The 12,977-nt window shown below is 54.0% G+C and carries 13 protein-coding genes; 4 read left to right on the forward strand and 9 right to left on the reverse strand.

Going from position 1 to position 12,977, the window contains the following annotated elements:
* Positions 1 to 83: 83 nt before the first annotated feature.
* Positions 84 to 824 (forward strand): dienelactone hydrolase family protein, encoded by a 741-nt coding sequence (locus ABD971_RS25915; protein ID WP_345326757.1) that lies wholly within the window; start codon positions 84 to 86, stop codon positions 822 to 824.
* A gap of 30 nt (positions 825 to 854) precedes the next feature.
* Here the strand turns inward: ABD971_RS25915 and ABD971_RS25920 are convergent, their stop codons facing one another.
* Genes ABD971_RS25920 through ABD971_RS25930 form a run of 3 tightly spaced genes read right to left on the reverse strand, consistent with a single transcriptional unit; the run spans position 855 to position 3,634 of the window.
* Positions 855 to 1,874 carry an SDR family NAD(P)-dependent oxidoreductase gene (locus ABD971_RS25920; RefSeq protein ID WP_345326758.1) on the reverse strand — a complete coding sequence of 340 codons (1,020 nt, stop codon included), beginning with the start codon at positions 1,872 to 1,874 and terminating at the stop codon, positions 855 to 857.
* The gene (locus tag ABD971_RS25925) at positions 1,871 to 2,089 is read right to left on the reverse strand and encodes a hypervirulence associated TUDOR domain-containing protein (RefSeq protein WP_345326759.1); all 219 of its coding nucleotides are present in this window, start codon (positions 2,087 to 2,089) and stop codon (positions 1,871 to 1,873) included. Before ABD971_RS25925 ends, ABD971_RS25920 begins: the two co-directional genes overlap by 4 nt.
* A 57-nt stretch (positions 2,090 to 2,146) precedes the next feature.
* Positions 2,147 to 3,634, reverse strand: a complete 1,488-nt coding sequence (locus ABD971_RS25930; protein WP_345326760.1) for a RecQ family ATP-dependent DNA helicase — start codon at positions 3,632 to 3,634, stop codon at positions 2,147 to 2,149.
* A gap of 431 nt (positions 3,635 to 4,065) precedes the next feature.
* On the opposite strand from ABD971_RS25930, the gene ABD971_RS25935 reads away from it, so the two are divergent.
* Both ABD971_RS25935 and ABD971_RS25940 read left to right on the forward strand, forming a co-directional pair.
* The gene (locus ABD971_RS25935) at positions 4,066 to 4,818 is read left to right on the forward strand and encodes a hypothetical protein (protein WP_345326761.1); all 753 of its coding nucleotides are present in this window, start codon (positions 4,066 to 4,068) and stop codon (positions 4,816 to 4,818) included.
* Between the two features lie 410 nt (positions 4,819 to 5,228).
* Positions 5,229 to 5,696 (forward strand): hypothetical protein, encoded by a 468-nt coding sequence (locus tag ABD971_RS25940; RefSeq protein WP_345326762.1) that lies wholly within the window; start codon positions 5,229 to 5,231, stop codon positions 5,694 to 5,696.
* A 47-nt stretch (positions 5,697 to 5,743) separates the two neighbouring features.
* On the opposite strand, the gene ABD971_RS25945 is transcribed toward ABD971_RS25940, so the two are convergent.
* The 6 genes from ABD971_RS25945 to ABD971_RS25970 all read right to left on the reverse strand — a co-directional run bounded on the left by ABD971_RS25945 (position 5,744) and on the right by ABD971_RS25970 (position 10,524).
* Positions 5,744 to 6,175, reverse strand: a complete 432-nt coding sequence (locus ABD971_RS25945; RefSeq protein ID WP_345326763.1) for an arsenate reductase ArsC — start codon at positions 6,173 to 6,175, stop codon at positions 5,744 to 5,746.
* 160 nt (positions 6,176 to 6,335) lie between these two features.
* Positions 6,336 to 8,111, reverse strand: coding sequence for an arsenical pump-driving ATPase (arsA, locus tag ABD971_RS25950; RefSeq protein WP_345326764.1), 1,776 nt, complete (start codon positions 8,109 to 8,111; stop codon positions 6,336 to 6,338).
* 120 nt (positions 8,112 to 8,231) lie between these two features.
* Positions 8,232 to 8,606 (reverse strand): arsenite efflux transporter metallochaperone ArsD, encoded by a 375-nt coding sequence (gene arsD, locus ABD971_RS25955; RefSeq protein WP_345326765.1) that lies wholly within the window; start codon positions 8,604 to 8,606, stop codon positions 8,232 to 8,234.
* A gap of 28 nt (positions 8,607 to 8,634) precedes the next feature.
* Positions 8,635 to 8,880: a hypothetical protein gene (locus ABD971_RS25960; RefSeq protein WP_345326766.1), complete on the reverse strand. Its 246-nt coding sequence runs from the start codon at positions 8,878 to 8,880 to the stop codon at positions 8,635 to 8,637.
* Positions 8,877 to 10,139, reverse strand: a complete 1,263-nt coding sequence (gene arsB, locus ABD971_RS25965; protein ID WP_425571373.1) for an ACR3 family arsenite efflux transporter — start codon at positions 10,137 to 10,139, stop codon at positions 8,877 to 8,879. Before arsB ends, ABD971_RS25960 begins: the two co-directional genes overlap by 4 nt.
* A 58-nt stretch (positions 10,140 to 10,197) precedes the next feature.
* Positions 10,198 to 10,524 (reverse strand): ArsR/SmtB family transcription factor, encoded by a 327-nt coding sequence (locus ABD971_RS25970; RefSeq protein WP_345326767.1) that lies wholly within the window; start codon positions 10,522 to 10,524, stop codon positions 10,198 to 10,200.
* A gap of 503 nt (positions 10,525 to 11,027) precedes the next feature.
* On the opposite strand from ABD971_RS25970, the gene ABD971_RS25975 reads away from it, so the two are divergent.
* On the forward strand, positions 11,028 to 12,869 hold the full coding sequence (locus ABD971_RS25975; RefSeq protein ID WP_345326768.1) for an alkaline phosphatase D family protein: 1,842 nt from the start codon (positions 11,028 to 11,030) through the stop codon (positions 12,867 to 12,869).
* Positions 12,870 to 12,977 lie beyond the last annotated feature (108 nt).

The following is a 12,977-nucleotide window of genomic DNA, read 5'->3' on the forward strand; positions in this document are numbered from 1 at the left end:
CGGTTTGTCGCGATGCTCTATGATCATGCCGAAAACGTGCGGCATGGTCGCCGCGATCGTCTCGCCGATTTTGGAAAACTCCAATGCGAATCAAACCTGTTGAAAATGTGGATCTGACGACGCCATACGGATCAATGCGAACGCATCTGTTTCGCCCTGACCGCGACGGTAAATTTCCAGGCGTGATCCTGTTTGCCGAAATCTACCAGATGACCGAACCGATCGCCCGCACCGCCGCCATGATCGCGGGTCACGGCTTCGTCGTCGCAGTCCCCGATGTCTACCACGAATTCACCGAGCCCAGTGAAGCGTTCGCCTATGACGCCATCGGGACCGAACGTGGAAATACGCTGAAGACGACCAAGGAACTCGCCAGCTACGATGCGGATGCGCGGGCTGCGATCGAGTTTCTACAAAACGATGCACTGTGCAGCGGACGGATCGGAACTGTCGGCATCTGTCTCGGTGGACATCTCGCCTTTCGTGCCGCCATGAACAAACAGGTGCAAGCCGCCGTTTGTTTCTACGCGACCGACATTCACAAACGCAGTTTAGCCAAAGGGATGTGCGACGACAGCTTGGACCGTATTCCCGAAATCGATGCCGAGATGATGATGGTTTGGGGACGCCAAGATCCTCATATCCCCGGCGAAGGACGCCGCTTGATCTACGACGCGATGACCGCCGCGGGCACGCGATTCAGTTGGCACGAATTCAATGGCGAACATGCCTTCATGCGAGACGTCGGCCATCGCTACGATCCCGAACTCGCCCATCTGTTAAATGGCATGATGTGCCAACACTTCAGCAGCCATCTGAAGTGATTCGATTATAAATCGTGTCTCGGTGACCTGTTAAATCTCGTTGTTCTGTACGGCGGCGCGCTGCGTTAACGTGGTCAACACCGAGGGCGACCAATTCGATTCACTTTGATGCCCCTTGGCCGCTCGGCGACCGATCCCACCCATCTCGGGAAGTACGCGAGCTGCGATTGCGAGGATCTCGTTCGTAAGCTCGGGGAACATTTGCTGCAATGCAATGGTGAAGTTCAGCGGATTGCGGATGAACACTTCACCGCGTCCATGTTGGCAGGCGTTCAAAATTTGATTCGCTGCGGTTTCCGCATTCATCGCCATCCCCGGAATCGAATCTCCGATGCTGAACCATGTATACTCCTCGCGATGTTTACCTTTGAAGATCGCGTTACGAGGGCTGCCGGTACACATCAGCCCGGGACAGGCGGTGGTGACAAAGATGTTTTCTTGTTTCAATTCGGCTCTTAGACCGTTGGAAAGACCGACCAAAGCAAATTTGCTTGCCGCGTACGGCAGCATGTGAGGCACCGCTCGTTTGCCACCAACCGAAGCGACGTTGACGATCCGCCCCCATCCTTGATTTCGCATGTGCGGAAGAGTTTCCAGCACAGTGTGCAGAGCGCCCCAGCAATTCGTTCTCATCGAGTTCTCGAAATTATCCATCGTCATCGAGTCCAACGGACCCACCGTGATAATTCCCGCAACATTGATTAACACGTCAATGCCACCCCATTCTTGTGCGACCTCTTCGATAAACGAGGCAACTTGCGTTTTATCGCGAACGTCGCATGGCTTTGCGATCACCTCGGCACCGCGGTGACGCAGTTCGTTCGCTGCGACGTTTAGGTCGTCAGCACTTCGTGCACAAATCGCGAGCCGAGCCCCTTGGTCGGCCAATTGTCGCGCCAACACGAGTCCGAGACCACGAGACCCGCCGCTGATCACAACACGCTTGTCGCGCCAAGAAAACTCGCGATTGCGTCGAACCACCGTGCGGCCCCACTGCAATCCACCGTAAGCCACAGCGGCGGTGATCGCCAATTTTGTTAGCTTGTTCATGCGTCCGTTAACTCACTTTCGCTTTTCAGCACTTCGTCACCGTCTTCTTGCTCGATCAAATAAGCCGGCTCGTCTTCGCTGGCATTCCGCGTGACTTCGCTACCTTTGATTGTCTTAGTGACTTTCTGTTTGTACGATTCTTTGATCTGTCCCTTTGCCGTCCCGCTGCCATAGTTCCAGCCGACATATTGGTTCACTCTGAATTTCTGTGGCATGACTGTCTCCGTGGAAAATCGATTTGGTTGTGTCCCTGTTCGGCCTGCTGTGTCGAGCTAAGCGACACTTGCCACCTGGACGACGCAATTGTCGCAACAACAATCTGCGTCAGCTTGCTCATCCTGTGTCGCGAAATGTTTTGCGATCCGCGACCAGCGACACTCGCCCGATTCGGCGTATTGAACCATTTGATCCAAAGCGATACGTCGGTGTTCACTTCGCAACCGCGACTCGTCCGCCAATCGGTCCGTCACCTCGTGCTCGATTCGATCGACAAGACATGTCCATTGCCCCCGACCTGACGGAGCCACCAAACCAGCCGACGCCAAATGCTGAAAGCAATTTCGCAAAGTTTGCTGGCCCAGAGGACTGATCTGTTTTAGGTCTCTCAAGGACACCGATCCGGTGTCGTCACCGTATCGCTCGACCCCTTGAATCAAAGTGTGGTGTGCGGTTCGCAATTGCGAGGAATCAAGGCTTCCGCCGGCGAATAATTTCTGTAGCCGCAAATCTTCACGATCGTACAGCAGCGTACACGCGGCGAGTTCTCCGTCGCGTCCCGCCCTGCCAAACTCTTGGTAGTAAGCTTCGATCGAACCAGGAATGTCATGATGAATGACTCGCCGGATGTCCGGCTTATCGATCCCCAAACCGAAAGCATTGGTTGCAAACATCACCGCAGCAGGACCATTCATAAACGCTTCCTGAGATGCAATTCGATCCGCCTTTTTCATCCGGCCATGGTACGCCAGCGTCGGCATGGGCAGGTCCGAAAGTTTGCTGCAAAGCCGCTCGACGGTGTTCGTGGTAGCGCAGTACACAATCGCTGGTTCATTCGCAATCAAATCCGATTCGTCACCTAGCAGCGACCGCAATTGACGCTCCTTTTCTGCATCACCATACGACGTCATCACGGACAGACGTAAATTCGGCCGGTGAGTTCCTGTTGCGACAATCGCCGGATCGGAAAGCTTCAGACAGCTGACAATTTGGTCGATCGTGTGCGGCGATGCGGTTGCGGTCATCGCAAGTGTCGGAGGATTGCCAAGACGCTGGCGGGCATAATGCAAACACAAATAGTCAGGCCGAAAGTCATGCCCCCATTCGCTGACGCAGTGCGCTTCATCGATCACGAACAGATCGACTCCCACCTCGCTCAGCAATTGGCAAATATCGGATTGCTGAAGACGCTCGGGCGTCGTGAAGACAAACTCGGCTTTTCCCGATTGGATGTCTTGATGAAACTCGCGAAGCTGCTTTGCCGACTTGGAACTGTTCAGAATCGCGGCCTCGCAGCCGAGTTCGCGAATGTGCTTTGCTTGATCTTCGGCCAGTGAAATCAGCGGGCTGACCACCACCGTCACACCCTCGAGTGCAAGACCCGGTAGCTGATAGCACAAGCTTTTACCTGAGCCCGTGGGCATCAAGATTAACGTGTCCCGTCCCTCCATCGCAGCTTTGCATGCCTCGGATTGACCAGGACGAAACTTTTTAAATCCGAAATCTTCGCTGAGACGATTGCGGAGTTGTTTGATAGAGGTCACAGCAATCTCAAAAAGTGAAATTTTGCAAAGTGCGGGAAAGAACAGCCATCGTCGTGTTCATGCCGCCTTCGTGTTCCAATGAAATGCAAATAGCCAGACAGCGCGTCACGGCGATTGGATTTCCGGTAGCGTCAACGCAATTTGCGTTCCCACGCATCGGAAGAGTCACAATAATCCTGTGTTTTGTGATTTTGCCCACGAAACACGGTACGGATTTGTGCTCCCCGCAGGTAAATCGTCATTGAGGTAGACCGTTGCGTTGATCGGACTTTAACCATCAAGGCAAATCGTCAATCATCCGATTGCCAAAGCCGGTGAACCAAAGCGGGCATCAGCAATGGACTCGCTGCCAAAATTCCAAGCTTGATTTCACGGAATTGGCTTTAGACAATGACGTCAAGGTCGGCCTTCCATTCACACAGGGGATTCGCATGTTTGTCTCGTTCCGGTTTTCGATTTTTGCGATAAGGTACCTCACTTTTTGTGCAACGGGCATCATCGCTGGTACAGGGGCGTCATCCAAATTGGTGGCGCAGGATTTCGGGATCATCGAACAGCGTTTGGGAGGGATCGTTGCCGATGGCGAACTGACGCTGCAACAAGCCAGCGTGATGCTGCATGCATTGCATGAGTTCGCAGAACACCGAGAACGCGAAGTACGTGATCATCGGCGTCGAATCGGTGTTGATGACGCGATGCAAAATGAAGCCCGCGAAGCACTGCAGGACAGTGGGATCCGCGGCGAGCGACTTGAGCGAACGATGCAAGTCCTTACGCGACTCTCTAGTGCAATGCGTTCGACCGATCACCGCGTGGGGATCAGCCCCGAGACACGCCATCACTTGAAAAGCCAATTGGATCTTTCGGATGACCAAATCGCGCGCGTTGTGACTCTGGCAAATCGTTTCCAACACTCCGATCGCCACAACGCCACGACCGAATCGATTGTCGATTGGATTGAAACGATTTGGATGGATCTAAGACGCGACGTCGAGTCAGGCGACCTAAGTAAAGACGAGGCCTGGCAACAATGGCAGAAGGTCAAAGCAACTAAAATTGCGTCGAAACTGAAACACAACCTGGAAGCAGGAAATTTGAGTGAGGATCGAGTCGAGCAAATAAAAGAGATGATCGAGAAGCATGAATCACGACTCAAATCCAATAGCGAAGGTCATCAAGATTAGACGAATTCGTATTGTCCGGAAACGATCCGAATCGCGACGATCCCCGGGCTCAAGTGGCTCGATTTTTGCATCGCCCAGTGCCATCGATCCTGGCACTCACCGGCTTTCTCATAGCCAATCGGCGCCAACCGCTGCGGCCCTCGCGATAAAGCAACCCGAATCTATCGGTTGCGGCGGATGCGATACAAGCTCGCGGCGGCGTTACCCGCGAAGGATCGCAACTCCGCGAAGGATCGCAACAGTGAAACCGAATGTGACGTAGCTGCCGAGCAAATGTACACGTTTCCATCGGCAGATTTTTTTTGTTCTCTATACACTTTCTTGCCCCCTAAGTTGTGTAGACGCCTGCGGATTGCGTTAGGATGTCCCTTATCTTCTGCAGTTGGTTTACTCGGATACTAAGGTGCAAGATGATTCGAATGTTGCAATTGGTTGTGGTGATTGGAGTTGCGGCGGGGTGCGGGCAAGGCCAAATTTATGACCATCTTGTCGAAATCGAAATTCCACAGTGGACGGAAGCGGCAATCGATCTGCTACACACGACGCCTGGGCAAACTGCAGAAGCAAGAAGAACTGGGGGATTTGTTTTGATTGATGTCGATAATGAAGCGTGTCGCAAGACACACGGGATCGACAGGTCCGAGTTGCAAAGACAAGTCTGGGCACGCGACGTCATCGACGTGACGCTTCGCCAAATCAAACCAGGAACGCACTACGACACGGTCATCCAACAGATTGGTGAACCGGAAAGGGTCGCCATGGGCAAGGCAAGAGACGCGGAAGGCGTCGTCACCTATGTCTGGCATGACGACCAAGTGGGAATGACGATGCTGATGTTCAAACAGGATCGCTTAGCCGCCGTACTGCCTTGTTGGTGATTCAGCCACGACGACTGCAATGTTTGCCATTGGTACGTTAGCCACAATCAGGGGATCAAAGCGGCCAGACGTTCGCTTACGAAGTCGCGGATCTCGTCACGAACGCGGCGGTACTGGTCAAGTGCCTCCTGTTCGCTGGCCGCTTGTTTGGCCAGTTTCGGTGGATCATCAAAACCGACGTGGACCAGTTTGGCTTGGGTCAGAAATGCCGGACAGTTTTCGTCGGCATGACCGCACACCGTGATCACCAGATCGAGTGGCACGTCGCTGAGTGTGCTCGCCAATTTGGAGGATTGCCCCGAGATATCCACCCCCGCTTCTTTCATCACTTGCATGGCGTTGGGATTCATTCCGTGTGCCTCGATGCCAGCGGAGTAGGCCTCGATCGCGTCGCCGTGAAAATGCCTCGCCCAGCCTTCGGCCATCTGGCTGCGGCACGAATTGCCTGTACAGAGAAATAATACGTTCTTCTTAGTCATGCGTTTTCTTTGTTGATATTGAAGTAATTGTCGTGTTTGCTTTTCAGAGTCGCCGAGGATTGTAGAACAATTGTCTCAATTGTTCGTCCGGCACACCTCGCCCCAAACGCTGAACAATTGAGACAATTGTTCTCCATCGGGAAACCTGTGAAAGTCGATCTTAGTGCGCGAGTGAACGATTGGAACCGACGATTCGGCGAAGCCCCGCGATCCCGGTCGGCGGTTCGGCTTGCCAAGGAACCAGTGCGACGCGAGGCGCCAGCGACGAGCCAACCTCGTCAATAAACGGCAGTTCGTGGTGCTGTCGACGACGCAGATTTGCGTCGGTGACCGACAGTGGCACCAGACTCTGGTTGATGACCCACGCGAACGGTTCGATTTCGGCGCGTCGTAAATCTTGTTGTAGCTTTGCCGCTTCGTGAACCGGCGTCGCCTCGGGTAACGTGACAACCAGCACGCGAGTGAAGTCGGGATCTCGCAGTCGCGGCAACAGTTTCTCTACCGACTCGGGCATCTGGCTCGATTGCCGAGTCACTTCGCGGTGGTACGCCAGCGCCGAATCAAGCAACAGGATCGTGTGACCTGTCGGTGCGGTATCGAGCACGACGAAGCGATTCGCGCCGTCAGAGACCGCTTTGGCGAACGCGCGGAACACCGCGATTTCTTCGGTACAAGGGGATCGCAAATCCTCCTGGAGTAACGCTTTGCCGTCGGCGTCCAAGTCGGATCCCGCGGTACGTAGCACTTCCTCGGTGTAGTCGGCTGTTTCCTTGGCCGGATCAATGCGTCCGACGGTCAGCCCTGGTTGTTCGTCCGCAGCAATCGTGGCTGCGACATGAGCCGCAGGGTCAGTCGTGGAAAGGTGCACTGCGAACCCTCGCTCGGCCAAGGCCACTGCGACTGCCGCGGCGACGGTCGTTTTACCAACGCCTCCTTTTCCCATCGTCATAATCACTCCGTGTCCCACGCTCGCCAATTCGTCGATCAACGAACCGAGTCCGTCGGGATAGGTGTCTATCGAGGGCAATTCGGCCGCGTCGTTGGCTTGATCTGTCTGCGACTTGCCGACCTGCCGTAGCGATGCAACGCCCATTAAACCACTGCTATTGAGCGGAACGCTGGATCGATCGAGATTCCGAATGGCATCTGGCATTGCGGCTATCGCTTGCTCGCCACGCTGCTGCATGGCCGCTGCCGTCGCGTCGCTTGAGGATTCGCAAGTGAACACACCGTTAATGATCAGGTGCTGATTATTCACCCCCAGCTTCTGTAGCTCAATACTCGATCGCGCAGCTTCACGAAACGCAGACGGTTCGGGGCGTGTCACTAAAACGAGCGTCGTCAGGTTGGCATCGGCAAGCGCCTCGACGGTTTGTTTGTAAAGCATCGTCTGGGCTTGCAATCCCGCAAGCGGCCCTAAGCACGAGGTTCCCGTGGTGTTGTTTTCGATAAAGCCCGACCACGCGGACGGCAGCGTCAACAAACGTAACGTGTGGCCGGTCGGAGCGGTATCGAAGATCACGTGATCAAACTCCGCCGTGGCCTGCGGATCGCCGAGCAATTTGGAAAACTCGTCAAACGCCGCTATCTCTAGAGTGCACGATCCCGAGAACTGCTCTTCCATACTTCGCACCGCCGCATCCGGCAGCACCCCGCGGTACGGCCCCACCATTCGCTCGCGGTATTCCGATGCTGCCGTTTCAGGATCCAGGTTCATTGCCGACAGATTGGGCACCGATTCAACGGGCGTCGGGTCATTGCTTAGCGTTGTGCCGAGCACTTCGTCCAAGTTGGATGCCGGGTCGGTCGAAACCAACAGCACTCGCAGCCCACGGTCGGCCAGTTGAACCGCCGTCGCGCACGCCATCGAAGTCTTGCCCACGCCACCCTTGCCCGTGAAAAATAAATTACGCGTCGGATTCTCGAGGAATTGCATTCCAATACTCGGTTTCAAAGTGGGATAGGCTTCCAGCCTGTCTTCGGAGCTATCAATTGCGAATCAGGCTTCTAGCCTGTCACTAAGTTCGTCGTTCAATCACTAACCTCACGCCACCACCTAGCAGCAACCCGAGTTGCCACCACAGCAACCCGAACCTGACGCCATCGGCAGTGTCGCCTTGGGTTTCATGGCCGTCCCGGTCCACATCGCTAGGTTCTCACGCGACGGATACTCGCTGCGGCTGACGATGCGATCATCGACGATCACCAGCGGCAAGCACTCGACGCCTTCGTCGGCAAGCATTTGCTGAACCGTCGCGTTCTTGGCAAACTCGGCTGGATCTTGAGCAAGGTTGAAGCGAGTGACCTCATGGCCTTGATCTTTGATCCAATCCAGATCGGCTGCGAACTTAGGCAACACCGGATCGACTTGCGGACCACAGACGCCGGTCGAGCAGCACATGGCCTTGTCATAAATTTGCACTTTGGACATCACATTTTCTCCAAGAGTAAAAGATCAATTAGTTAGTTGACACAGCGGTTTCGAGTGCGATTTGTGCCATACACAGTCGGTAGCAACTGTCGAATTCGGGGCACTGGCGGCAGTCGTCCCACTGCGATACGTCGGTCTCGATGCTCGGATGGGCTCGCATCATTCCCCGTGGTGCATCGCTGCGTAACGCGAACACTTTGCCGGGGTGCTCGCCGACTTGAAACCGTTCGGGGAACATGCTTCCGAAACATTTTCTATGTTTGACGCTATTCATCTGATCGCCTCCGAATGGGATACTAATTCGGGTTCACTTAATTCGCCTTCGTTGCAAGACTCCTCTGGAAACCAGCCTTGTGTTTTGATGCAAAATTTGACCAAGCCCAGCATTAAAGGCACTTCAATCAGCACACCGACGACGGTCGCCAGGGCGGCCCCGGATGACAATCCGTACAACATTGTGGCCGTCGCGATCGCAACTTCAAAGTGATTCGATGCGCCGATCATTGCGGTCGGAGCAGCGGACTCGTAAGGGAATCCCATCGCTTTGCTGATCCCGTAGCCAAGTGCAAAGATCACCAGCGTTTGAATCGTCAACGGAATGGCGATCCATAAGATCGTCAGCGGGTTTTCGACGATGGTCTCGCCTTTAAAGGAAAACAACAACACGAGCGTCGCGAGTAAAGCGGTGATCGTGATCGGCGTCAGAAAATGCAAGAACTTGTCACGGAACCAGGCTTCTCCCTTCGTAGCGATCAGCCATTTGCGTGAGATGTATCCGGCGGCCAACGGCAACGCGACATAAACCCCGATCGACAACAACAACGCCTGCCAAGGAACGGGAAGCTGGCCGACGCCAAGCAAGAATCCCCCTAACACGCCGTACAACACAAGCATCGTCAGCGAATTGATCGCGACCATCACCAGCGTGTGTCCGTCGTTTCCTTTCGCCAAAAATCCCCAAACGAGCACCATAGCGGTGCAAGGTGCGATTCCAAGCAAGATGCAACCCGCCAAGTAACTACGCCAGAGCGGGACTTGCAGCATCTTCACGCCATCGACCAATACCACTTCCCCTGCACCATACGTTGCACCGACCTCGAGATTGCTTCCCAACGGAGCTTTCACGTAATCGACGGCGTCGGGACCGATGAAGCCCAGAAACAACGTGCCCAGAAAGAAACTTGCGATCGCGTACATCGTGAACGGTTTGATTGCCCAGTTTAGGACCAGGGTCAAGCCAACCGGCTGAATTGCTTTGCCCGCTTTTACGACTTCGCCGAAGTCGATCTTGACCATGATCGGGTACATCATGAAGAACAGGCAGACGGCGATCGGAATCGAAATCACCGGAGCGTCGTTGACATAGATTGCCATGGCGTCGAGTGACTTGGCCATTCCCGGAGCGATTTTGCCAAGTGCAATTCCGGCGACAATGCAAAGACCAACCCAGACGGTCAGGTACCTTTCAAAAAAGCCGATCCCCTTTTTCTCTGCGGGGCAGGTCTCAGGGTGATTCATTTCCTTGTCTTTCATCGAACTAGCTAATATCGTTTATCGCCGCTAAACGATAGACTTAAGTAAAAAAAGGCGGTCACAGTCCTTCGACAAACGCCTTGAGTTGTTCGAGTCGCTTGGCGTTGATGCAGTAGCAGACCTTGGGCCCATCGACTTCGCCTTGGATCAAACCGGATTCCTTCAAAATTTTCAGATGCTGGGAAACCGTTGATTGAGCCAGCGGCAACTGATCGACGATTTCGCCACAAACACAGGCTTCGCGGCCGATCAGCAGTCGCACGATCTGGACCCGCGCCGGATGCGCGATCGCCCATGCAAGTTTTGCAAAATCCTCTGCCGTCGGATCCGCTTTCAGCTTCACCGGCGTCGAGTCGCATTTCTTAGAGGTCGCTGGCTTTGTCATTTAATTCCTTTATCGTCTCTCTACGATTAAGAGTATCGTCATCGACAAACGTCGTCAACAACAAAAAGAGCAGAGAACGGCAAAATGGCGATGGGTTTCGTGCATTGACACGAGTTATCGCCTATCCATTTTGGCTTTGTTTTTTTCTTGAATGATCAGTCACGAAGTGACGTCACGTAGTAGCGACGGACGTAAGTCCGTGGTTTGGGAAAATAAAGCTATGGGCAGAGCGACCTCGGATGTGAACGCTATGCGGTCAACCAAGACGCTATACTTGTCGTTGATTTTGATTTCTAGCGACATCGGCATTGCGACGACTGAAGAGAACGGTGGCTGAGACGTTATCGGGTTCGAAAATCCAACGAAGAATTGAATTCAACAAGCAGAGACGATGCAATGATTCGATTCCGATGGATCAATCTAAGCGGATCGCCAAAATGACAACGATGTTAAACAACCAATGAAGTCCGTAAGCCCGCAACTCTGCTGCAAGAGAATGATTCATGGTACGACTGACAATCCTTTGCCTCTTGATCGCCGCTCAACCATTTGGGACTTCACAACTTTGTGGACAGCACCTCAGTTGGCCCGACCCGGTGGCCAACGATGTGCTGCCTTATGCGACCGGCGGATTGTCGCACGGCCCATTATTAGGCGGCATCACGGATCGATCCGTCAAGGTTTGGGTGCGAACACGTGTGGCAACCGAGTTCACCGTCTTGTACGGCCAAACGTTGCCACTGAGCGACGAATCCGAGCAAGTGATCGGGAAAACAAGTGAAGAAAGCGACCTGACCGGATCGGTGACACTAACGGGACTGCAGGCCAATACGCATTATTACTACGCGATTGAAATCAACGGCGTGCTCCCTGATCTGCGACCTGATGTGACCGAAGCATGGCCTTCGTTTAAAACGCTCCCCAATGAGACGTCGTATGTCGACGCCGCGAACAATCCAAACGGATTGTATAATGTGACATTCGCCGTGGGGCATTGCGCTTCGCAGGATCCCGACGTCAGCGGCGGCATGTACACCAGCACGCCTGCGTACGACATGATTCGCAAACATCATGCCAACGAAGCGATGTTCGGCATCGTCAATGGCGATGTGATTTATGAAGAGCTGCGTGACGGAACGCTGGGCGGCGTTCGAGACAATTACAAGCTGTACTTTTCACGTGGCCGTTCGTTTGCATCATTGTTTCGATCAATGCCTGCGTTTTTTACCTTTGATGATCACGACGTCGGTTGGGACGTTCATGGATGCGGCGAAGTTGGATTAGGCGAAGGCCGACACTTGATTCGCGATGTGGGGCTACATGCTTACAGCGAGTATCTGTCTTGGGCCAATCATCGCGGGCCTCAATCGGGGAAGCTTCGTTTCGGCAACGCAAATGTGACCGCCGGCAGTGACGTCTTGTTTGATCCCGCTGCCGATTTTACGACGCTGGATCCGGCAACGGTCAGCACCATTCACTTGGGCAATTACACTCGCGCGGAAAAGCTCGTTCCTAAGCGAAAGGACGCCCCCAAGAACGCTGGCGTCTATGGACTAGCCAAAGTCATCGACGCGACTCACTTGCAAATCACGCCGTCAGCCAAAGCGACCGAGCGACTCAGCTACAGCATCGGTACGCATCACTATTACGATTGGAAAATAGCCAACTGTCATTTTTTTGCACTTGATACTCGCGGTGAACGATCGAATCGAAATCCGCAAGATCGATCCGATCCCAGTTTGTTCATCCTCAGCGAGGCCCAAGAAAGATGGTTACTCGATGGCGTGCGGAATACGGACGCGGAGTTCGTCTTCGTGATCTCACCCGACCCCTGGGTAATCTATCATACGGCCGCTCACGTTGGCGGCGATGACCAAGACGACAAGGGAGACGGATTTCCATCCTTCTTGGTGCAACGTGAACGATTGCTCAACGAGTTAGATGCGGTAACGAAACCAATTTTAATTTTCACGGGGGATGTGCACGCCGCTGCGTCGGTCAAAATTACCGACAATGTCTACGAAATGATGTGTGGCCCGCTTGGCTCGACCGGCCATCCGCTGGGGACGCTTGGCAATCCACCGACCGGTGGCAAATGGAATAGTATGGGACGCGACGTTCAGGTTCGATGGGTGACCGGATTTCCCAACAATTTGCCCTACCAAAAGATTCGCAATACGTACTATGGAATCGTGCAGGTCAATAACGTATTGAAAGTGGCATCGCCCGACGGCGGCTATCAATTCAGTGCGTATGACGAACCACAAGTCGTCGTCCGCTGGCACGACGGCTATACCGGCCGGTTAGTCTATGCCGAATCCATCACCGTCGGTGACGCAAAATAAATGGAGACGGTCACTGCAAATCGAGGGCCTGTAAATCGAGGTATCTGTAAATCATGTACCCGGCACCGATTTCGCTGTTTCGCTGGAGTTTCCTGTTCACCGGGGTTT

Origin of the sequence: Novipirellula rosea, from assembly GCF_039541335.1 — a bacterium.
GTDB classification, from domain to species: Bacteria; Planctomycetota; Planctomycetia; order Pirellulales; family Pirellulaceae; genus Novipirellula; species Novipirellula rosea.